The 22,996-nt window shown below is 43.2% G+C and carries 16 protein-coding genes and 1 riboswitch; of the genes, 5 read left to right on the plus strand and 11 right to left on the minus strand.

Annotated elements, in window-relative coordinates; all coding sequences use genetic code 11:
• Positions 1–59 precede the first annotated feature (59 nt).
• Positions 60–881 (plus strand): UDP-2,3-diacylglucosamine diphosphatase, encoded by an 822-nt coding sequence (locus F551_RS0105155; RefSeq protein ID WP_018996426.1) that lies wholly within the window; start codon positions 60–62, stop codon positions 879–881.
• Between the two features lie 2 nt (positions 882–883).
• Here F551_RS0105155 and F551_RS0105160 read toward each other — a convergent pair whose 3' ends face one another.
• Genes F551_RS0105160 through F551_RS0105180 form a run of 5 tightly spaced genes read right to left on the minus strand, consistent with a single transcriptional unit; the run spans position 884 to position 6,832 of the window.
• The gene (locus tag F551_RS0105160) at positions 884–2,341 is read right to left on the minus strand and encodes a cobyric acid synthase (protein WP_018996427.1); all 1,458 of its coding nucleotides are present in this window, start codon (positions 2,339–2,341) and stop codon (positions 884–886) included.
• On the minus strand, positions 2,338–3,099 hold the full coding sequence (locus F551_RS0105165; protein WP_018996428.1) for an ABC transporter ATP-binding protein: 762 nt from the start codon (positions 3,097–3,099) through the stop codon (positions 2,338–2,340). Before F551_RS0105165 ends, F551_RS0105160 begins: the two co-directional genes overlap by 4 nt.
• Complete coding sequence (locus F551_RS0105170; protein ID WP_018996429.1) at positions 3,092–4,084, minus strand: FecCD family ABC transporter permease; 993 nt, start codon at positions 4,082–4,084, stop codon at positions 3,092–3,094. Before F551_RS0105170 ends, F551_RS0105165 begins: the two co-directional genes overlap by 8 nt.
• On the minus strand, positions 4,077–4,922 hold the full coding sequence (locus tag F551_RS0105175) for an ABC transporter substrate-binding protein (protein WP_018996430.1): 846 nt from the start codon (positions 4,920–4,922) through the stop codon (positions 4,077–4,079). Before F551_RS0105175 ends, F551_RS0105170 begins: the two co-directional genes overlap by 8 nt.
• A 5-nt stretch (positions 4,923–4,927) precedes the next feature.
• Positions 4,928–6,832 (minus strand): TonB-dependent receptor plug domain-containing protein, encoded by a 1,905-nt coding sequence (locus F551_RS0105180; protein WP_018996431.1) that lies wholly within the window; start codon positions 6,830–6,832, stop codon positions 4,928–4,930.
• Positions 6,833–6,985: 153 nt separating this feature from the next.
• Positions 6,986–7,176: riboswitch (cobalamin riboswitch) on the minus strand.
• Between the two features lie 133 nt (positions 7,177–7,309).
• On the opposite strand from F551_RS0105180, the gene F551_RS0105185 reads away from it, so the two are divergent.
• The 3 genes from F551_RS0105185 to F551_RS0105195 all read left to right on the plus strand — a co-directional run bounded on the left by F551_RS0105185 (position 7,310) and on the right by F551_RS0105195 (position 11,612).
• Positions 7,310–8,926 (plus strand): GMC family oxidoreductase, encoded by a 1,617-nt coding sequence (locus F551_RS0105185; RefSeq protein WP_033404661.1) that lies wholly within the window; start codon positions 7,310–7,312, stop codon positions 8,924–8,926.
• Between the two features lie 171 nt (positions 8,927–9,097).
• Positions 9,098–9,394, plus strand: a complete 297-nt coding sequence (locus F551_RS0105190; protein ID WP_155825769.1) for a hypothetical protein — start codon at positions 9,098–9,100, stop codon at positions 9,392–9,394.
• 46 nt (positions 9,395–9,440) lie between these two features.
• Entirely contained in the window at positions 9,441–11,612 is a 2,172-nt protein-coding gene (locus F551_RS0105195) for a TonB-dependent receptor (RefSeq protein WP_018996434.1), read from the plus strand.
• A gap of 46 nt (positions 11,613–11,658) precedes the next feature.
• Here F551_RS0105195 and putA read toward each other — a convergent pair whose 3' ends face one another.
• Positions 11,659–15,330 carry a bifunctional proline dehydrogenase/L-glutamate gamma-semialdehyde dehydrogenase PutA gene (gene putA, locus F551_RS0105200; RefSeq protein WP_233355208.1) on the minus strand — a complete coding sequence of 1,224 codons (3,672 nt, stop codon included), beginning with the start codon at positions 15,328–15,330 and terminating at the stop codon, positions 11,659–11,661.
• A gap of 113 nt (positions 15,331–15,443) precedes the next feature.
• Here putA and F551_RS0105205 point away from each other — a divergent pair, with 113 nt between their 5' ends.
• Positions 15,444–15,920 (plus strand): Lrp/AsnC ligand binding domain-containing protein, encoded by a 477-nt coding sequence (locus F551_RS0105205; RefSeq protein ID WP_018996436.1) that lies wholly within the window; start codon positions 15,444–15,446, stop codon positions 15,918–15,920.
• On the opposite strand, the gene F551_RS17480 is transcribed toward F551_RS0105205, so the two are convergent.
• The 5 genes from F551_RS17480 to F551_RS0105230 form a co-directional block, all read right to left on the minus strand.
• Positions 15,917–16,453 carry a hypothetical protein gene (locus tag F551_RS17480; protein WP_233355209.1) on the minus strand — a complete coding sequence of 179 codons (537 nt, stop codon included), beginning with the start codon at positions 16,451–16,453 and terminating at the stop codon, positions 15,917–15,919. The two genes, F551_RS0105205 and F551_RS17480, sit on opposite strands and share 4 nt — an antisense overlap.
• Positions 16,454–16,866: 413 nt before the next feature.
• Positions 16,867–17,970: a glycerophosphodiester phosphodiesterase family protein gene (locus F551_RS0105215; RefSeq protein WP_233355210.1), complete on the minus strand. Its 1,104-nt coding sequence runs from the start codon at positions 17,968–17,970 to the stop codon at positions 16,867–16,869.
• Between the two features lie 372 nt (positions 17,971–18,342).
• Entirely contained in the window at positions 18,343–18,618 is a 276-nt protein-coding gene (locus F551_RS0105220; RefSeq protein WP_018996439.1) for a LysR family transcriptional regulator, read from the minus strand.
• Between the two features lie 233 nt (positions 18,619–18,851).
• Positions 18,852–19,976, minus strand: coding sequence for an alpha/beta fold hydrolase (locus tag F551_RS17090; protein ID WP_018996440.1), 1,125 nt, complete (start codon positions 19,974–19,976; stop codon positions 18,852–18,854).
• Positions 19,977–20,130: 154 nt separating this feature from the next.
• Positions 20,131–22,278 (minus strand): TonB-dependent receptor, encoded by a 2,148-nt coding sequence (locus F551_RS0105230; protein ID WP_018996441.1) that lies wholly within the window; start codon positions 22,276–22,278, stop codon positions 20,131–20,133.
• Between the last annotated feature and the right edge of the window lie 718 nt (positions 22,279–22,996).

The raw sequence follows: 22,996 nt of genomic DNA on the forward strand, positions 1-22,996 counted from the left end.
CATTAAGTGGATTAAAGACGTCATAAAACTTATACAGAAGCATTGTATGCCTGCGTTTTATGACAACAGGAAAACCCACATATAAGAGTATTTTCATTTCAGATGTTCACCTTGGCTCGGAAGGATGCCAAGCAGATGCTTTGTGTGAGTTTTTGAAATCCAATACATGTGAAAAGCTGTATCTTGTCGGTGACATTATTGATGGTTGGCGGCTTCGGAAAAAGTGGTTTTGGCCGCAAGCTCATACGAATGTAATTCGTCGAATATTGACTGCCGCAAAACGTGATACTGACGTCACGTACATAGTCGGAAACCATGATGAATTTCTTCGTGCGTTTCTCGGTTTTGGAATGAGTTTCGGTCATATTGATGTGAAAAACCGGATTACGCATGAAGGCATTGATGGAAAACGCTATTTGGTTGTCCACGGCGATATGTTTGATGGAATGATGAGAACTGATCGTAAGTGGATCATGTATCTTGGAGACAACGCATATAACTTCATGCTGATGGTGAACACTAAGCTCAATCAAGTGCGCAGAAAATTAGGTTTACCCTATTGGTCGTTATCTAATGAACTAAAGAAGAGAACCAAGAAAGCACTCAATTTCATTCATAGTTTCGAAGAACATGTTGCTGATTATTGTCGTCGTAAAGGCTATGATGGAGCTATTTGCGGTCACATACATGTAGCTGAAATGCGAGAGATCAACGGCATTACCTACATGAATGATGGGGATTGGGTGGAAAGCTGTACAGCATTAGTTGAACACTTTGATGGTCGTTGGGAGCTTGTTGAGCATAAACCTGAGTTTATGCGCGCAGACTATAAAAAGACAGAAAAAGTAGTTTCCAAGCCTCTCGCGGAAGTCTCAAATTGATCCTAACTCGCAATATTGAATAGTGCGTCGATATCGATAGCCTGTTCCAATTCATCTGCTAATTTGTCCAATGCCATTTCAGTCGATGCATTGTAATTAAAGCTAGCTGTATTCGATGTACCCAGCTGAGATAACCAGGCTTCACGGAATGCATCGCTTGAAAACAGCCCATGAATATATGTTCCTTCCACATTTCCTTGTGGGTTTATAGCTCCATCTTTATGATTATTGACGACTGAGAATGGGCGTTGGCAATCTTTTCCATTTGTTTCGCCTGTGTGGATTTCGTATCCTGTAATTGGCATGTTCGAAGCGGAATGCTCACCTGATACCTGTAGAACGGTTTTTGTCGATTTCATGTTTGTTGTAACAGATAATAGACCCAATCCTGATGCAGAGCCGGAGATACCATCAGAACCGCGATCATCAGACACTGTATTGCCTAGAATTTGATATCCACCGCAAATACCAAGAACATGGCCTCCATTACGGGCGTGCGCGATGATATCGTGATCCCAGCCTTGCTTTCTAATGAATTCCAAATCGCCGATTGTGGACTTGGTTCCAAACACAATAATACAATCTGCATCTCGAGGAATGCATTGCCCGGGAGGAATCCATTGAAAGTCTACATTGGGATCAAGCCTTAAAGGATCAGCATCATCAAAATTTGCCATGCGAGATAGCATTGGCGCACAAATGCGAATGGAATCTTTGTTTGAACGGTCTGTAACTATTGAAACGGCATCTTCTGCTGGAAGGTAAGACAGCGCTTTTATCCATGGTATCACACCTAAAGACGGCCAATTAGTCATTTTTTCTATGGCGGAAACACCATCGTTAAATAGTGCTGGATCACCTCTGAATTTATTGACGAGGAAGCCTTTTATCATTGCTGAATCTGTCGAGGAGAGCACATTTTTAGTTCCCACTAAACTGGCAATTACGCCTCCTTTATCTATATCTCCGATCAAGCAAACGGGAACGTCGGCAGCGGTGGCGAACCCCATGTTTGCGATGTCACGTTCCCGTAGATTATTCTCCGCTGGACTGCCGGCACCTTCAATGATGATTAAGTCGTGTTTTTGAGACAATCTATTGAAACTTTCCAATACCGCTGGAAGAAGAGTATTGCGTTCATCCATGTATTGAGACGCTTCCCTCGTTCCTATCGGGTGACCGTGTACTAAGATTTGAGCGCTGGTATCAGATTGTGGTTTTATCAAAACCGGATTGAAGTCAGTTTCTAATTCTATTCCCGCCGCTTTTGCTTGAAGGGCCTGCGCGCGACCTATTTCACCCCCATCAGGGCAGGCGGCTGCATTGTTCGACATATTCTGTGGTTTGAATGGGGCAACTGAAAGGCCTTGGCGTGTAGCTATTCTGCAAAGGCCTGCCACAATAACTGATTTTCCAACATCCGAGCCAGTGCCCTGCAGCATGAGAGCTTTGGCGGTCAAACTGCACCTTTAATTGTTATACCGCTTCCAACGACTTCAGCGTCTATTTGATAAACATCTGCCAGACGTTGAGGAGTAAGCGTTTCCGTGGGGCTTCCATCGGCAACTATCTGTCCATCCTTTAACCAAATAAGACGGTCAGCATACTTTGCCGCTAGTGATAGATCGTGAAGCACGATCAATGCTCCATTCCCTTGGGCCACATAGCTTTTGAACAAATCGAGCACTTTGTATTGGTGGCGGGGGTCAAGTGCCGCAACTGGTTCATCCGCAATAATAAGTGGTGCTCGAGAGGCAAAAGTTCGCGCACAATGCACTCGAGCTTTCTCACCTCCTGAAAGTGTGTTCATTCTTCGGTTGCTAAGGTGTTCGATATCACAAGATGAAATCGCTTCATATACAATATCTCTGTCTTTTGACGTAAGTTTGTTGATATTGCTTCCATAAGCAAAGCGACCCAGGGCGACTATATCTTTGACTAATAGAGGCCAAGCGAGTTGCTGCATTTGGGGAAGATAAGCGATTGATTTGGCGCGTATGCTAGGAGGCAAGGCAGCTACGTCTTCATCATTGAGCTTGGAAGTTCCGGATTGTTTTTTTATCAAGCCCAATGCTGCTCTTAATAGAGTTGTTTTTCCTGAACCATTTGGGCCAAGTAAAATGGACAATTCACCCGTTCCTATTGATAGTGAAATGTCATTGAGCAAAGGCGTGTTATCAATCTGAACTTTCAGGTCTTGTACTGCTAGCTTAGTCATTGGTTCTACCCCGATGTATTGCTATCCAGATGAATGCCGGTGCGCCAATCAAGGCTGCGACAACGCCAAGTTTTAATTCGTTTTGTGTAGGTGCGATCCGGATTAATATATCTGCAACTGCTAAGAAAACGCCTGCTAAGAGTGCTGAGGGTAAGATTGACCTAGCAGGATCATATTGTACGAAGGGTCGAACTAAATGGGGGGCTACAATACCAACAAACCCAATAGCGCCGGCAATTGAAACCGATGCACCGGTTGCCAGTCCTGCACCTACAACAACAAATAATCTTTGACGGGCCAGATTGAGACCTAATCCACTTGCGGCTTCTTCCCCCAAAGTTAACGCTGACAATCCATGTCGTGTGAGAAAAAGAATTGCGAAACCTAACAGCATAAATGGAGCTGATAGTAGTACGTCGTCCATACTGCGATTTGCGACTGAACCGAGCATCCAATTGATCATATCGGATAAGGCGAAGGGGTTGGGAGCCATATTCATCAACAGGCTCATGAAGGCAGCGGATAGGCTGGATATACCAACTCCGACTAGAATTAGTGTAACGACCGATTGAGTTCGAATGGCCGTGAAAGCCAAAATACTTGTCGCAATTAGAGCTCCAACAATTGAGAATATGGGAAGAGCTATGGGAGATATTGCCGTCATCCCGTAGTAAATTGAGAAAGTTGCAGCAAGAGAAGAACAGGTGGTGACGCCCAATACGCCAGGCTCTGCAAGAGGATTACGCAAGAGCCCCTGCAGCGCAGCTCCACTAGCTCCTAAAGCCATACCTACAAGGACAGCGCATAGGGTTCGGGGAAGTCGTATTTGCCAAATGACTATCTGGTCGCCAATACTGCCATTGCCCGTGAGACCTCCAATTATTCGATCAACGCCCATGGGGGTAGATCCGAGCATGCACCCGCAAAACAAAGTCAGGAAAATCGCAAAAACAAGAATGGGGGTTAGCAGATTGTCTTTAGTCATCAGATTCTGCCTTTGTTAGTGAAAGGGCTTCAATAGCGTCTACTAGAAACCAACTTCCACAAGTGGTCCAGGCACCTTCCAGCATGGTTGTTGGAAGGTCTTCGATTTGTTTTTTGGCAATAGGATGACGCATAGCGCTCCACGCTCCGAGCCTAGCTGAACTACCTTCGAAAATGGCAACCGCAACAGCATCAGGTTGTTCATAAGCTAACCGTTCCAACGGAAGCGATTGCCAGCCGGGTTGAGTTTGAAAATTTTCATAGTTACCCGCGAGAAGCATTTGATGAACAAGAGACCCCGGGCCGGTCGTGACACCTGAAGAAGTCATATACAATGCGGTTTCTGTAGACGAAGAAATGGGAATAGAGGCTAACCTCTTTTGCATTTCCCGAACCAAAGCAACGCCTTTTTCACTTTCGCCCAATCCATCAGCCATTTGTTGTATGACACGTTCAATGTCATCAAGATTACTTGCCCAACCAATATTTAAGACGGGAATTCCAGCTTGTTCAAAAAAATGGGCTGCATTGGGGCCGCCGCCGTAAGAACGAACAATGAGATCGGGTTTTTGAAGAATGACATCTTCTGCCCAAGGTCGAATACTTGGAATATCTTCAGCCTCGTTGCGCATGTAAGAGAAGCTCTTTTTTGCATCTGGAGACACTGCAAGTATACGATGCGGATCAACAAACTTAAGGACATATTGATCCGCACAATAATCAAGGCTGACAATCCTTTGTGGTCTGTCATTATCTTGTCCTTCGACCAGTTGTTCACTTGAGGGTGAGCAAGCCGTAGAGAGACAAAGAAATGTTAGAAGGATTGCCAGACTTTTCATTTTTACTACCTCAAACGGAGACCAACAAAGCCACCGATTCCAGTCGAGTGGTAACCGAAGATATCTTGAGCTTTTTCGTCAAGAAGATTTTCGCCTCGCAAAGTAACTGATAGTCTATCTGAAACTGGAATTTCTACATTCGCTGACACAAGCGAATAAGCATCTAAATCGACATCAGTTGCTGGGAAAGTACCAAAATTTTTGTCTTTTTGTTCCCCAACATAGTCAATTGCCAAGCCTGCTCTTAGACCATCGATGTTTTCAGACTGCCAGCCCAGAGATAGGCTTGCTGTTTGATCTGGTACGCGGATTTCATCTTCTCCAGAATCATTTTCTGATGTGATATCAGAAAAAGCAGTGGTTAAATTTAGTGAATCCATGATTTGCCAATCAAGTGCAAACTCAACACCAGAACGAGAGCTGTCACCGGTTCTGTTCAGTGCAGTTGAATTGAATGCAAATGTGTCTGGGTTGAAGGAGAAACTTGTATAGATTTCGTCTTCAAGGTCAGCTTCAAAGTATGTCAAACTGGCTGTGATGGGGCCCAATATTTGATCATAGCCTACTTCCCAACTTTGAGATTTTTCAGGTTTTAGATCAGGGTTTCCGACAAAACTTGCTGGGGTGAAACCAAACTGCTCAGTAAATGTTGGGTTTTTAACACCTGTTCCCACGCTAGCGCGAACTTTACCGTCAATTGGTAGGTTATAGGCAGCACCAACACGCCAAGTCGTTGCATCCTCAAACTTGTCTTGGTTGTCGTCACGGCGGATAGATGCGTTTAAAATAAAGTCATGCAGACGAGTTAGAACTTCTGTTCCAAAGCCTAGTGTTTTGAAGTCTTGCTGTTGGTTCGGGTCACCAAAAGCTGTGCTTGTATCAACACGTTCATATTCCGTTTTTTCCCAGTCCAGAATACCAGTCACTGTAACGGACTTAAGGGCAGAACCGAATTTGTATGATGGCAGGTATGCTAGTTTATAGCGTTTACCGTCAGTTTCATTTTGAAAAACACCATCATGTTGCGTATTGATTGTAACTTGGTTGAAGCTTGCACGGGCATTGTGTTTGATCCCGGCTGCGTCAGCCTCCAAAGCAAAACCGACTATATACTGATCAGTTTCGCTAGAGCGATCTACATCGTTTAGAAAGCCATCAAAATCGGTATCTGAATCAAAATCTACTTCTGCATTTCTATAACCAAGAAGACTGGACAATTCCCAATTGTCTGACGGTGAAAGTGACCCATAAACCGTGTAGGCCTGATCTTGGGAACCATCTTTTTGACCACCATTTCCTGATGTATCTACGCCATCTGATTTGAATGTAGATGCATTGAAACCAATATTTCCAAGATCATTATTGCCGGAAATGTTTACGTTTCCACGATAGCTATCGAATGAGCCAACTTCGATTTGTCCTTCGCCGCCTTGAGCGTCACGATCAGTCGTTACAGCGATAACCCCACCAATAGCACCGGAACCATAAATGGATGATTGTTCACCGCGAGCTATTTCGACGCGGTCTACATTCAAACCAGACCAAAGACCAAAGTTGGTTTCTCCACCAACTGGGCTAGAAACTTCAATGCCATCTACTAGAAGCATTGTGTGGTTTCCTTCACCGCCGCGAACACGAATTTGAGTGAGGCCACCTTGTGCGCCAGCTCTGGAAATTCCCAAACCAGGAACTAGACGTAGCTGATCTGCTATCAAGGTTGAGTTTCGAAGATTGAGAGCTTCTGCATCAATTATAGAGAAGCTAGATGTAACTTCCTCTATGGATAGTGCACGTGTGCTTGTGACCAAAATTGTGTCTTGTGTGGATTGGTCAACGTCAGCTTCTTGGGCGATAGCAGCCGGCAGTAGGGTCGCTGCAGCTGCGCTGAGGAGGGCTGTTTTATAGTTCATAACTTTTAGTCCAAAGCACTTCGCCGTCTGAAAGAGCGCTTTTTATAACGATATGATTGGCTTCCTCTGTTGGAGGCAGACGGCCAAGCTATTTGATTTATCGTTACAAAGAAGAGGCACGCTCTTCCGCCTTCCAAGCCTCTTCCCGAGCCTAAGACGAACGATGCGATGGCAGGTTTCCTGACTTACCGATCTTTGCTGATGATCGTCTTCCCAAGGCGTTACACTCTCAGTGACTTAATGATCATCCGCTTCTGGTATACAGTTACGGGTATAGTGTTGGATTCTCACCAACTTCCCTCTTAGCTTTCGTATAAAAAGCACCATCTGCGACGGCTTATGCTGCAATTGCGAAGAGAAGTCAAATGACGCAACGTGATGTTTACAGTTCGTAAAATTGTGTTCACCACTTTCTATAAAGTGCATTAAGCGCATGCTGTCATGTGGTTTGAACAATTCGTGTTGAGTGGGGTTTTGATGAGCAAATTTGATTACATTATCGTTGGTGGTGGATCAGCCGGTTGTGTGTTGGCATCGCGCTTGTCTGAAGACCCTAGAAACAGAGTGTGTTTGTTAGAAGCAGGTGGCGCTGGTAAAAGCGTGTTTGTGAGAGCGCCTGCGGGTATCGTTGCTATGGTACGGGGAAAACCTCCCATCAATAACTGGGCATTAAAAACGGTTCCTCAAAAGGGGCTTAATGGCAGAACGGGGTTTCAACCCAGAGGTAAGGCGCTAGGTGGCTCAAGTGCGATCAACGCTATGCTGTATGTCAGAGGACATAAAACAGATTACGATGAATGGGCTCAGTTAGGCTGTACAGGCTGGTCTTTCGAAGATGTACTTCCATATTTCAAAAAAGCTGAACGGAACGAACGTGGTACTGATGGTCTTCATGGAAATTCAGGACCATTAGCCGTTTGCGATCAGAGAGAGCCAAGGGAAATTACTAACGCATTTGTTCGTGCTGGAAACGAATTACAATTTCCGACTAACAACGATTTCAATGGTTCCGATCAAGAAGGAATGGGCGTTTATCAGGTTACCCAGTTTTTCGATGATGAGAAAAATGGCCAAAGGTGTTCGGCTGCTGCGGCCTATTTGCACCCAGTGATGAATAGGCCAAACCTGGAAGTAAAAACCGGTGCAAAAGTCCACAAAATACTGTTTGAAGGCAAAGTTGCAACTGGTGTAAGATTTGAGCAAAAAGGAACAGTGCAAGAAGTTTTCGCTGGAAACGAAGTGCTCTTATCCGGTGGAGCTTTTCATTCACCTCAGGTTTTGATGTTGTCCGGAGTTGGGAACGGCCAAGAGTTATTCAACTTAGGAATAGATGTCGTCCATGATTTGCCCGGTGTAGGCGAAAACCTGCAGGATCATTTAGATACAACTCTCGCATATTCATCGAAGTCTGCTGATGTTTTTGGAATAGGTGTTATGCCGTCCCTTAAAATTGGTCGAGAATTTGTGAAATGGTTGGCTGGAAAGGGCGGTTTGATATCTAGCCCTATGGCCGAAGGAGGCGCATTTTTAAAAACTGATAACAGTTTGAATAAACCGGATATTCAACTGCATTTTGTTATCGCTGTTGTTGATGATCATGGTAGGAAATTGCATTGGGGAAATGGTTATTCTTGTCACGTTTGTCAGTTGCGCCCTTACTCGCGTGGAAATGTAAAGCTAGGATCATCAAATCCTAATGATGCCCCACTAATTGATCCTGGATTTCTGAGCGATGAGCGTGATCTAAAGGTTATGATCAAAGGCGCAAAGTTGACCAAAGACATTATGTCTGCACCAGCAATGAAACCTTATCTAAAAGAGGATAAACTGACTCAAGGAATTGAAACGGATTCTCAATGGGAAGAGTTCATTCGTTCAAGGTCGGATACTATTTATCATCCAGTGGGAACATGCAAAATGGGGGGAGATGATATGTCGGTTGTAGACCCTTCTTTGAGGGTAAAAGGCGTGGAGAATATACGTGTTGTTGATGCTTCTATAATGCCGACCCTTATAGGTGGAAACACGAATGCTCCAACGATCATGATAGCTGAAAAAGCTGCAGACATGATCCTCTCGGATCGCCTAGCTTAGGGGGTTGCCAATTCCTGTTTTGGATTGAGAAGACAATTCTCAAATGAGATATCATATCCAATTATATTTAAAAGTGGTTGAAAAAGCACATAATCATTCTTGTATTTTGAAATCATGAAATGTTATACAGTAACAACTTTGTTGTAATGATTGTTACTGGATCTCTGTTTAATGAAATCGATTAACCGGCTCTGGATAGTGCTAGCGGCGGTGTTTGTGTTTGTGCAAACAGCATCGATAATTCACGATTCAGAGCACAGCGATCATCCGCATGAACACGAATGTGTAATGTGCGAAGTGCATGTTTTACAGGAAGATGATTTTGTTGTTTCTAGATCTTCTTATATCTTTGTTTTTGCTGATTTTATTTTTCTAGAAAATCCAGTTTCAGAACCTGATATTAATGCAATTCGTTGGCCGTATGAGAGAGCTTCTCGAGGACGCGGACCACCTTCTGATTTAGTTTGAATCCAAAAAAATTCCTGAATAACTCTGTTAGAGTAGAGATAAGACTATGACACCCAATAAATTAACGCCTATTTGGGCGACCATGCTGCTGGCTTCGGCTAGCCAAATTGCATTGGCGGAAGATGCCATATCCAGACAAGATACGATCATTGTTTCTGGCGCAGGCCCAAACCGTGTTGCTAGCGAATTGGTATCAAATGCCAGTGCTTTAGACCGTTCAGATATTCTTGATACATTAGGTGGGACATTAGGTGAGACTTTAGATTCTCAGCCAGGTGTAGCGACGTCTCATTTTGGAGCTGGTGCTAGTCGTCCAATTCTTCGTGGTTTAGGTGCGGAACGCGTATTAGTATTGAACAACGGATTGGGTACTGTTGATGTATCTGCATCTTCTCCTGATCACCAAGTTGCTGCTGATGGTATTGACGCAGAGGCTATTGAAATCCTCAGAGGTCCAGCTGCACTTTCATATGGTGGCCAAGCAATAGGTGGAGTTATTAATGTTATTGATGGCCTTATAGTAGAAGAGAAACCTGAAAAAGCATTCTCAGGTGGACTTTATTCTGCTTACAATAGTGTCAACGAAGGAAGCGAAGTCGCGGCAAATGCGAAGTTTGCGGTGGGCGATTTTGTATTCTCTCTGTCTGGTTCAATGCGCGACTATGAAAACTATGACATTCCATCCTTTGCTGAGTCAGACCGTCTTCGTGCAAGTGAGGCTCATGAAGAAGACGAGCATCATGATGATGAAGATGAGCACGAGGATGAACACGAAGAAGAAATGCGGGATACGCTTGAAAACTCCTACCTGAAGACGGACACGTTGTCTGGTGGGGTAAGTTGGGTTGGAGATACCGCTTTCTTTGGTGCTGCAGTACGTCACACAACTTCTGAATACGGAATTCCTGGTCACTCACACGCTCACGGTGACGAGGATGAGCATCACGATGATGAGGAAGATGAAGACCATGAAGATGAGCATGAGCACGAGGAAGATGAACACGGCGAAGAAGAGATGCCGTTTATTGACCTTGAGCAAACACGCTTTGATTTGCGCGGTGGTTTGAATTTCGGTGAAACGGGCTTCACCAAACTTATCGTTTCAGCGTCTTACTCAGACTATGAACATTTGGAGTTTGAAGGTCCCGATGAAGTGGGCGTTAAGTTCACGAATGAGGGAACCGAAGCACGCGTAGAGCTTGGTCATGCTTTTGGTGACCTTAAAGGTTCTTGGGGGCTTCAGTATTTGGACAAAGAACTTGCAGCTGACGGAGCTGAAGCATTTATAACACCAACAAGTACTCAAAGCTTTGGATTATTTGCATATGAATTACGTGAATGGGACGATATCATAGCAATCGAGGGTGGGGCTCGTTTTGAAAAGATTGAACTTGAAAATGATGTGCAAGGGAAAAGAGATTTTGATCTGTTCAATGTCTCGTTTGGCGCACATAAACACTTAGGAGAAAGTTGGTTTGTAGGCGCACAAGTTGGATATTCTGAGCGCGCACCCAACGAATCAGAATTGTTTGCAAACGGACCTCACCTGGCTACTTCTCAATATGAAATAGGTGACGCTACGCTTGATAAAGAGTCTGTAGTGAATTTTGAAGGTGCAGTTCGGTGGAGAACAGACCAAACTAGGATTGGGCTGAATTTGTTTGTTAATCAATTCAGTGATTTTATCTACCTCACGCCGACAACTGCACTTGAAGGTGGTGAAATCGTCGATGAGTTGGATGAATTACCAATTGTTGGATTTGCTCAAGAAGATGCAGATTTCTGGGGTGGTGAGTTCATCATCGAACACAGTATTTCAGACTCGCTGTTAAATGCTGATTGGAATGCAAGCACTAGCTTAGAATATGTTCGAGCAGAATTAGATAACGGCCAAGATGTGCCGCTTATTCCACCATTAACAATGAAGGTTGGCCTTGAAGCAGATTGGGGTAAATTCTTTGCTGGCACTGATGTCACTATTGCAGGTGCGCAAACACGTTCTGGCGAAGGTTTTCTGGACACAAGTGGATATACTAAACTGGACCTCAAAACAGGACTTCGACTATCTGAGTTTGGGCTGCCGGTTGAGAATGCTGAAATCTTTTTCGATATCAGAAATGTGACTGATGATGAAATTAGACACGCTACCTCTGTGTTGAAAGATACGGTTCCAGCTAGAGGCCGGAATTACCGCTTCGGGCTGAAAATAGCACTATAAATTGTGAGTAATTGGGCCCAGCGATTTCAAACCGTTGGGCCTTTTTTTACATAGCAAGTAATGATGCGTTTCCGCCAGCAGCGGTCGTGTCAATTGTAACGGTACGTTCAATAACAAATCTTTCGATATCGTCTTGCAGTGACAGGCAGGGCAAAATTGGGCCCTCCTTGCGGCACAAATAATCGGCAACAGATTGGGAATATTTCCCATCTATAACGGCTCCATCAATATCTTGCGCAAGAATGTTATTTAACTGATTATCCGGTTGAATATTGATAAGTTTCTTCGGAATACCGAGATTGCAATACTTATTTTTTAATTCCGTAGCGAATGGTCTTAGTGCTTCAGGAATTGCTACAATTATCCCATTTCCAGTTAAGAGAGTTTTTTCAAATTGACCTTGAAGGTTGTTTGGCGTTTCAGCGTAACAAACAAGTATTCCCCTAGCATGAATCGAGAGAGTGTTGCTTTCACCAGTTGGTCCTGGCAGGTGTGTCTCTATGCCTGGAAGCTTGATGTTGAAGTTTACGATGGATTTCGCTTTCTCCACACTCCAAATGCTGAGCTCTTTGCGTATTTCTGATAGAATAGAAGCGTCAAATGGAGATGATGTTTTGTCTAATGGGGCGTCATTATTTTCGTGAGGCTTTACAGCTTCCTTTTGAGAAAGTCTCAATAGATAAAGGGGGCCACCAGCTTTCGGCCCAGTACCCGATAAGCCTTCGCCTCCAAAAGGTTGAACTCCGACAACTGCTCCGATTTGGTTGCGGTTAATATAGAGGTTTCCAACTTTGGCTTGAGCAGCAATGTTTTCGACACGTGCATCTATACGTGTGTGTGCTCCCATAGTTAACCCGTATCCTAGGGCGTTAATTTCTGAGATTAGATCTCCGAGTTTGTTTGCTGAATAGCGAACAATATGAAGTACAGGTCCAAATTTTTCCTCCTTAAGCTCCGAAATACAAGGGATCTCAAAAGCCGTTGGAGGGATGTAAAATCCGTTGTGGGCATTTTCAAATAGAGGAGTTTCACCAATGGTTGTCCATTTTGATTTGCCTTCTCCAATGTAAGACCGCAGCATTGTGAAGGCTGATTGATCAATAACTGGTCCTACATCTGTTGATAATTGTGCGGGGTCCCCAGTATTGAGGAGATCCATTGCGCCAGAAAGCATTGTGATGAAATCGTCAGCGATACTGTCTTGCACACAAACGATACGACATGCAGAGCACCTTTGTCCTGCGCTTTGAAAAGCGGAAGAAACTACATCGGAAACACTTTGTTCCAAAAGCGCAGTGGAATCCACAATCATGGCATTCATGCCGCCGGTTTCGGCGATCAACGGTGTGTTGGGACGTCCATTGTCGGCAAGTGTTTTGGAGATAAGTTTCGCGGTATTGGTTGAGCCCGTAAAACAAATTCCATGTACCTTGTCTGAAGATGTTAGCGTTGCGCCAACCTTAGAACCTTTGCCTAAAATGAGTTGGAGTGCGTTAGTCGGGATGCCGGCTCGGTGAAGCAATTTAACGGCGTTGTACGCAATGACAGGTGTTGTTTCTGCAGGTTTGGCAATTACTGTATTACCCATAGCTAACGCTGCAGTAATTTGACCAATAAAAATGGCCAATGGAAAATTCCAGGGGGAGATACAAACAACGGTTCCGAGTGGTCTTCTTGAAGTGTGTGATGTTTGTTGTGCTTCAACAGCATAATATCGGCAAAAATCTACAGCTTCTCTGATTTCAGCAATAGCATCTGGCAGTGATTTTCCAGCCTCTTTAACACATAATCCAAAGAATGAATCTGCTTCTTCTTCAAGCAATGAAGCCGCTTTCATCAAACGTTTGCTTCGCTCTTTCGGAGATACATTTGCCCAGTCTGATTTCTCGCAGTTTTCAATAGCGTTTAAGGCGTCTTGGCTATTTGCGAAATTGGCAGTGGATATTTGTGTTTCAAAACTTGATGGACAAATGACAGGTGTTTCTTCACCGTCCACTTCCAGACCATTTATAATAGAACTAACGCGTGATGGAATTGGAAGAAGGGGCGTTTTTTCCAATTCTAAGGCAGTGTTTTCCTGAGTAAAATCCCAACCTTTGGAGGTATCTCGCTTTGGTCCCAAGTGCCCCGTAGGAAGAGGAATTTTTGGATGAGCAGCACAAGCGTTTTTGTTGATTAAATCAAATGGGCTTGTGGCCAAATCCTCAGCTGGAACTTCTGGATCAAGCATTTGATTCACAAATGAACTATTTGCACCATTTTCTAATAATCTACGGACTAGATAGGGTAGCAAGTCCTTGTATTGACCGACCGGAGCATATATTCGGCTTTGCACATTGGCCATTTTCATAAGGTTTGTGTGCAGTTCAGGGCCCATGCCATGAAGTCGTTGAAATTCATATTCTACGCCGGATGGAGCTAGTTCAATTATTGAGGCCGCAGTTTGGGCATTGTGAGTTGCAAATTGAGGATAGATCCATTCAGGAGCAGAAAATAGAAGTTTAGCGCAAGCTAAATATGACAGATCCGTGTTCTCTTTTCGTGTGAAGACTGGATAATCTGATAAACCTAGCTCTTGGGCCCGTTTGATTTCCATGTCCCAGTAGGCACCCTTAACTAGCCTAATGGATAGCTTGTTGTTTGTAGATTGCGCAATTTCCCTTAGCCACTCGATGACTTGGGGCGCTCGTTTTTGATATGCTTGGACAACTATGCCTAAGCCATCCCAATCTTTAAGTTCAGGTCGTCTCAGCAAGTATTCAATGATTGTGAGTGAGACTTCGAGTCGATCGCATTCTTCAGCGTCAATTGTTAGACCAAAATTCCCTGTCGTCGCTATTTGGGCGAGTTGAACCAGTTTTTCAGTTAGCTGCGGAACGCAATCGTGTTTCTGAGAAAGCTCATATCTAGGGTGGAGTGCTGATAACTTTACAGAGATACTGGGCGCAGATTTGATATTGTTTTTTTTGTGTAGGGATTTCTGGATAGAGTGAGCGGCGCGTAAATAGGCCTGAAAGTATCGTTCTGCATCTCCAGAAGTATGCGCAGCTTCTCCGAGCATATCGTAGGAAAAGGTGTAGCCTTGTTTATGAAAAGACTTGGACTTTTTAAGAGCTTTCGCAATTGTGTTTCCAAGTACAAAGTGACCACTCATTACTCCCATTGCATACTCAATGCCTGTCAGAAGTACCTTGTCTCCGAGCCGGGCGAGTAGATTTGATGCGTTTACACCACCAGTTTTATTTATCCAAAAGGAAGAAAGCTGCATTCCTGCTGTAGCCAAATTTACACGCATGGAAGATGAATTTGCTATGTGTGCATCCCAATCACCAGAACCAAGCTTATCTCTTACAAGCATAGCGGAGTTTGAAAAATCGGGCGTACGAATTAACGCTTCGGCGAGGCGCATTAAGGTTACACCCTCAGCCGTCGATAATCCGTACTCTTGCAAGAATTGATCGAACAGTGATCCATTGCCCGCTTGATTTCGACTATCTTTAATGAGTTCAATTGTTCGGGCGGTGATGTTTCTTTGCTGTTCGGATGTTAAAGACGCAATACTATTGAGTTCCTCAATAACTTGTTGTTCAGGAGCAGTATATTGAGCTGCCATTTGTGCTTTTATGCCAATTAATGATTTGTTCGAATTGGTTTTTTCTGAATTTTGGTTGATTGCTTCCACGTTCATCGCAAATGGCCCTAAAGATGCGGTTTTCACTGCATATTATTTTACCGCGAAACAAAAGTAATTGTGGCTGTATTTGTTGATTTTTTGGAAATATTGTTCTATTATATTTAGTAATATAGAAATAATAGGTTGAGAATGAAGGTATGAGTGAATTTTTAGACCAGAAGGATAGGGATATTCTGAAAGTGCTTCAAAAGGATGGACGAATATCTATTGTTGACCTTGCTGAATGTGTAAATTTAACAAAAAGTCCATGTTTGCAAAGGCTCAGACGTTTGGAGCGCAAGGGGTACATAAAAGGATACCGTGCTGAACTTGATCCTCAAAAGATACAACAAAGCTATCTAGTCTACGTGCAGGTTAAATTAGAAAGTACACGTAGGAAAGCCCTAGAGTCTTTTAATAGTGCTGTACTAGAAGTACCTCAAGTAATGTCATGTCACATGCTATCTGGTGGATATGATTACCTACTGAAGATACGAACCGCCGATATGACTGAATTCAGAGAACTGCTTGGAGACGTAATTGCTGAGTTACCGAATGTGCATCAAACAATCAGTTTTCCAGTAATGGAAGAAGTTAAAGACACTTCTATTATGGACATTCCTGGCGCAAGTTAATTAGGATTATAGGTGTTCATCCATAGCACATTTGAGATTTTCCCTTTTCTCATCAGGTCGATCATCGCGAACGCGGATTTCATCGTGTAAGTCTGGTTCAATTCTATCCCAGTTTGCTGTTCAAAACCTATGGCAAACTCTGTTAATTCTGGCTTTGCCTTACCGAAGCCTCCGAAGTGATAGTCATAGCTTATTTCCCAATTGTAATGGTCGTGTAGGTCAGCATCGATAAGTGCTGTGCGGACGCGATGATTGAGGGATTTGTCTGCTTTCACTGAGGAAATGCCAATGACCAAGACTTTGCTCCCCATCCCTGAAGCAAGGCCCGCTATAGTTCCCCCCATTCCAACAGGAACTATTGAGTGGTCAAATTCTGATGTTTCCATTTGCGAAAACACATTTGATAAATGCTTTACAGAAGAGGGAGAAGTCCCGCCTTCAGTCATTAAATAAAAATGGCCATGTTGAGACTTTAGATTATTTATGAAAGCATTGTTTTCACGGTGTTTGTACTCTTCAGGAGAAAGCAGCATAACTTTGCAACCTTTTCTGGTTGCGAGGTCCTTCAGAGGAATATGGTGTCCGTTGGGGCTCTCTCTCAAAAATACAAGAGAATTTAATCTTAGAGCATAAGTGACTGCAGAAAATGCTCTAATGTGGTTTGAGTGGCTGCCTCCGAAAGTCGCTATAGGTACTTCTTCTTGCGTGGATGAAAGATATTCTTGCAAGTTAGGAGCAATCTTGAGAATTTTGTTGCCGGAAATAAAGAAGCCTAATTTATCGAGTCGGCAGGCTGCGAAGTTGAAAGACTTGTTTGATAGAGAACATTGATAAACATGTTTAGTTATGACTGGTTTTCGTTCGAGCATTAGTTGAACAAGCGATAACTTAGTTTTAAACAACAAGTGCCGGCATCCATCTATAATGATTGGTATTAGAATTGTAGCTACTTAGCAGCTTTCTTTCTAGCGCTGACGGCAATGTCGGGGTGGTCTGTAAATACTCCATCAACTCCGGCTTTTATCAGATCTGTCGTAAAAGCGGAAAGATCGCCTTGGGTTGAAACTGAGTTATCCGCATCAGCAGATGAACGGTAGGCTACTGGTAAATGAACGTTTTCCGCACGCAAAGTCCAAGGGTGAACTTTTAATCCTGCTTTATGTGCATTCTCAATGAATTCAGACGTATTCTGGCGTTGATTACTTTTTCCTTCTGGAAAGACTAACCCAGTCCAAGGGCCCACTCCATCCGCAAACTCAGAAATTTTCTCAAACCCTTCAATCGTATAGCTTTCCTCCCAATTTTTTACTCCCACCGATTCTAAAACCGATTGATCGGGCGCTTCTGAGTACATCAGGAAAATTTGAGGATGGATGGTTTTGCCCTTCATGTATATGAGTGGTTCTGGCCAAAAACATTGAATGTACACAGGAAGGTCTGCGTCTTTCGAATTGAGGCCATTTTCGGATAAAACAGATAAGAATCTATCTTCCATCGGCAAGCTGATCTCATTGAAATATTTGGGGTGCTTCAATTCAATGTAAAGACCAATGTTTCGACCGTGAATTTTGCTCTGTTCTCTTGCAAACAAAATTATTTCTTCAAGCCTTACAATATCAAATTTATTGTCGTGCTTTGCGTTGTCGGGTCTGATTTTAGGTAAACGTTCTTTTGCTTTTAGAGTTTTAAGTTCTTCAAATGTAAAATCTTCCGTGAACCACCCGGTATGCTCAACACCTTCTATGGTTTTTGTTGTATGACGATCTTTAAATTGGGCGAGATCGGCGACATTCGTTGTTGTGCTTATCTCATTTTCATGCCGCGCAACAAATACACCATCTTTTGTAAGCACCAGGTCAGGTTCGATGTAATCTGCACCCATCTCAATACCTAGCTTATAAGCTTCTAATGTGTGTTCCGGTAAATAACCACTAGCTCCACGGTGCGCGATAATTATCGGTTGGGTCTCTTTGATGGGGTGGGTTTTCATAGTGTTATTTTGACATGACGAAGCTAGAATTAATGAGCCGCAAAACAGAATTTTCTTCATAATGTATCTCTTTATGAAGTGGAACAAAGTATTGAATAGAACACTAGTTTGAATTACTCCAAATCTGAAGCCATGAAAATTGAAAAAACTGATTCTACGCTCGAGGAATTCTTGAAGAGTGAGTTGATCGTGAAATACTCGGGTCTAGGTTCCGTATCAGTCCATCCCATATGGAATAAATCCATCCATGGATCGATAGGTTTTGTCCACGTTTTCAAGTAATTCGAACAATTGGGTTAGTTCCAAAAGATTCAACTTGGTGTTTTACATTTTCTTCGCAGAAAAGTTTAATTTTGGCATCAGTGTCTTGAATATTGCGGAGTGACCTTTCATGGAGCTTTGCCAGTTCGGTTAATGGCTGCTACCAATGGTCTAATAAGTGATGTTGTTTGCCCCTCTAGCGCTTTCTTCAGCATATTGCATGTCTGACAGTAAATCTTGGATATCTCTTAGATAGTTTTTTCCGATGTCTGTAAGAACAACATGGCGAGTTGTTCTGTTGAGAAGTAAAACGCCGAGTTCTGCTTCTAATTCGTTTACCAATCGAGTTACAGAAGGGGCGCTTATATTGAGATTACGCGCGGCTTCGGCAAAATTTCCGCTCTCAGCGACTGCAATAAACGTTTGCATTGCGCGAAATTTATCCACGACACAACTCCGTAAAAGTTACCAAAGCATTATGGCATTCATCATTCAAAAAAAGATAGATCAAAAGCACACGAGAGTTCATTTCAGACAACAGACTTTGGTTAAAAGTCGTGTTTGATGTTTCGAACTACAAGTATTTAGAAAATGAAATGACTAAATATTATTGATTGAGAGAAAGAGTAGCTAACTTTTTTGTATTCTATAACTAAGGATCTGAAGGGGCTTGTATTCCTCTAATTGCTTATGTTGTGCAGGAAATTGGTAAGATCTCGTACAAACCAAGATGGCCTAAACGGATGTGCAGCATGGGGAGTATCTCGGTAATCCAACACAGTAATCAGGTCTGGATGCAGACTTCTTAGGCGTTCGTTTTGCTCTGATAGATCATTAAAATCATCAACAGGGTCTATGATCAGCATTGGAACATGTAAATTACGATACGTGATTAGGGGGTGAACGCGTCTCCAAGACTGATGCAGCAGGGGTAATTCGTGTGCTTTACTTGGGTTTCGCAAAGCCGATGTGCCTTCTCCCCATAGCTTCAGGCCGTTATGATGCAATCTAAATACACCTGGCTCCGCTTCCACAATTTGACTGGCGAGTATGGGATAGAGGTCGAGGGGAAGAGGTTGCTGCCATGCTGATTGATAAAGCCTAGCAATTCCTTGAAATGCCTCGAAACGACTAGAGTATTCTTTGCTGCTATCGGGGCCATATCCGATTTTTAGGTCTTTGAGGTAAGGATAATGCTTTTCAATACGCGATTGAATATGGTCTGAGCCACCATCTTCAAGGATTAAAGCAAGTACTCGTTCTGGGTAATGATCGTAGAATGTCGTTGTGACGGAGCCCCCCAAAGAAAGCCCACCGATGATGGCTTTTTCTATTTTGAGTTCATCCATGAGAGCATTAATATCGTCTGCAATATGAGACAGCGAAAAATTGTAATCGCTCACTTGCGTATCGCCATGTCCTCGATTGTCCAAAGCGATAACCCGATATCCAGCGGCCACCAATCTGTCGGCGACTTTCATAAGTTCAAATGATCGACTTGAATAACCGTGTGACCATATCAATGGGGTTCCTGTTTCGTCTCCCCATTCAAGATAGAATAGATCTATTCCATTTAGCCTTACAGTTTTCCCATGGTCCTTTTTTACTTGCTGGTATTGTAGGAATGCATTGTTCACTAATTCTCTGTTTTCGAGAGAATCTTCGTAAACTGTCCAGTTTTGCTCAGTCGGTTTTGTTTCACTTTTTTCAAGAGAGTGAGGCTCGACAGTCGTGCATGCAGCGAGACTGAGTGCGACAACAATCAATGAAGTCAACGATGTAAAAAGTTTTACTGTTGAGTGCATGAAGAGCGTCCTTTGGGATATAAAAGTGTAGTTTCAACAAATGAACTGAGTTTATGATCTAACCATGAGCCGTGTTTTGCACGGTCGTTATTCTTGAGCTGATCGAACATCAGAAAAAGCTTCCGGAGTCATCTCCGGAAGCAGTAAGTTTCCTTTAAAAATCATATGACAGTTGAACACCAATCGTTCGAGGACGAAGTCGTGGTGCTTCAAAGTCGGCAGTGATTAAACGGGGTTGGATAGCTCCATCTTCATCGAAGATGTTGTTCGCGTACAAAGAGACACCAACGCCATTGTCCATTTCAACATCAAAGCTCATTCGACCAGTCAATAGCTCATCGGATTCAGTGGGTACTATTGTTCCTGCGACAAAGTCACGACGATCCATAGCACTATTGTATCTTACGCTACCCGAGAAACGACCCATCATATTTGAATCACCCATTGGGAATTCATAATCTGCTGAAAGGCTTCCAGTGAATTCCGGAGATTTGTTTACTCGATCACCAATTCCAAAGAGTAACACACCAGCTCCTGCATCTTCACGAGAGGTTTCAATATTGTTCCAACCTGCACTTAAGCCGACGGTGAAGCCTTTAGTTACTTTTGCAGTTATGCCCAAATCAAGGCCGTGGCCACTTGCATCACCAGTGTTTCGGACAACCGAACCACCAATAGGAGAAATCGAGCGTTGTTGAATGTCGGTCCAATCTAAATAATAGAGGGCCAGATCATATACGAGGCGTCCATCATACAATGCACCTTTTAAACCAAATTCATAATTGTGAATTTCATCAGGTTTAATTCGGAAGTCGGAAGTGGGGTCAGTTGCTACCGATGTAGGGGACTGCAAAATTCCTGAACGAAACCCTTTAGAGTATGACGCGTAGAGAGTCATAGATTCTTGCGGGTGAACGCTTAGGACTATACGTGGAGTGAGAGTATCAAAAGATGTTTCTTCATTTACTAAGAATCCACGCGGAACGAGGCTAGACAATTCTTCAATTTCGATTGTGTCCTCAAAATATCTCAAACCTACTGTAATATCGGCTAGGCCGTCATAGAAAGACTTGTTGACCTCACCAAAAAGGGCCCATGCTTCAGAATAATCTTTACCGTCCAATAATGCATTGAGAAAAAATGCAGGGGCACCTTGAATGAGGCGCTCTTCACTTTTCCTATACATTCCTCCTAAAGACCATTGCCAATCCCCCTCAAGCTGCGAAGTTAATCGCAATTCTTGGTGGAGTTTTTCGGCACCATATTTGTTTGGAGTTACTGTAAGAGGAACGATACCGCTGAGTTTAATGTTCTGCGTGCCATATGTGTTGTATTCGGAGTAACTCGTGGCGCTTAAAAGATTGAAACTTCCAAAATCCTTGTTGATTTCGAACGTAAAAATATCCAAATCTTGGAAACCATTTTCCCCAGCTCCGAATAGGGTCGTATTCCCATCATCGTTTGCTCGGTTAGTCGATTGAGCTTCTACTCGTGAGATCCAGGCTCCCAATTCCACAGACAAGGTGTCGGTTGGTTGAGCATTTACTTTCAATCTGTAAGTCTCTGAGGTGCCTCCATTCACATTTTTTGCACCACCTAGTCCGAAGAGGTCCGTTTCCGAAGGCGCATCAATCCAACCACTATAGTCATCATAGGAGACCACACCTCGAACAGCCAATTTCCCGGGAACAACAGGAACGTTGACGGCAATGTCACCTCTGTAGTTCTCACTACCACCAGATGTGGAAGAAATGCCAGCACGAGTTTTGACCTCAAAATCATCAAGATCAGCATCTTTTGTAATTACTCGAACAACACCATTGAGTGAACTTGCACCATACAGCGTGCCTTGAGGACCGCGAAGGACCTCCACACGCTCCATATCAAATGAGTTTGTATCTGGAACGATAGCAGACCTAACAAAGCCAAGAGAAGCTTCATCTAGATAGTATCCAACCGTCGAAGCTCCACCAAATACATCGTCAACAGCAGCGCCTCGAATGGATATGGAGTTATTACCTGCTCCAACTTTTACAATGTTAACTCCCCCAAGATTGTTAAGTACATCTGAAATTTCAGAGACACCTCCACTTTCGAGAGTTTCATTAGATAAAACGCCAATAGATATTGCAGTATCTAATAGTGTTTGATCACCCCGTTTTTCCGCAGAGACTACTATAGTATCAAGCCGCTTGCCGTCGTCATCACTTGTCTCAGCTTGTTGAGCGTAGGCACCCCCAGCCGTTACGGCATACGCGGCGGCGCTCAATAGTAGTTTACAGTTAAATTCTCTCAAAAACATCATTCCCTCCGATTATTGCATTCTTGTGCAATGATTTTGAACGCCGTTTTCTAGAATTCCAGAAAAAGCAAAATGCCCCCGGCGATTGAAGAAAAGTTAGCACTCTATTTTTTCGGTAGTCCTATCCCGCACGTTCCTTTTATTTGACCTTGCGGTTTGAAAATGAATTCAAGTAAAAACGTTAGTGCAAAAAGAATTGGCTGCAAGGTTTTTAAACTGGTCTGTGAGATCGGTGGTTGGGGCCAAATACATGGTTTGTTTAGTGCGCACCAATACTTTTATAAGTATGATGAATAGAGCAGGTGAATATGTTGAGTGTTATCTGCTTTCTTTGTCAGATTGAGGTGTGCGATTTCAGCAGGCATAATTCACATCTAATCAATAAGAAAAAAATATAAATTGATTTTTTTCAATATGTTATGATGTTTTTGTCATCATTATGAAGCACGTAAAGATATTCATGTGGATAGAATTTTTGCAATATTTCCCGAGTATTTCGAAAAAACATTCGAACTGAATTTACCCAAAGAGTTGGCTATGTTTGGACAAGAAAAACAATAGATCTGAATTCATGGATCAAGGCTTTTTATCGCGAATTTCCCCGCACCTGACCACGTTTACAATAGATCAGCGACCTATACTTTAGCTGCGAGTGGAGGTTGGTCTGATTAGTCAGTGCTGACTTGTTTGGATCAGTTGCGAACTAAGGTGTTCGTAA

Source organism: Hirschia maritima DSM 19733 (assembly GCF_000378345.1).
Taxonomy (GTDB): domain Bacteria; phylum Pseudomonadota; class Alphaproteobacteria; order Caulobacterales; family Hyphomonadaceae; genus Hirschia; species Hirschia maritima.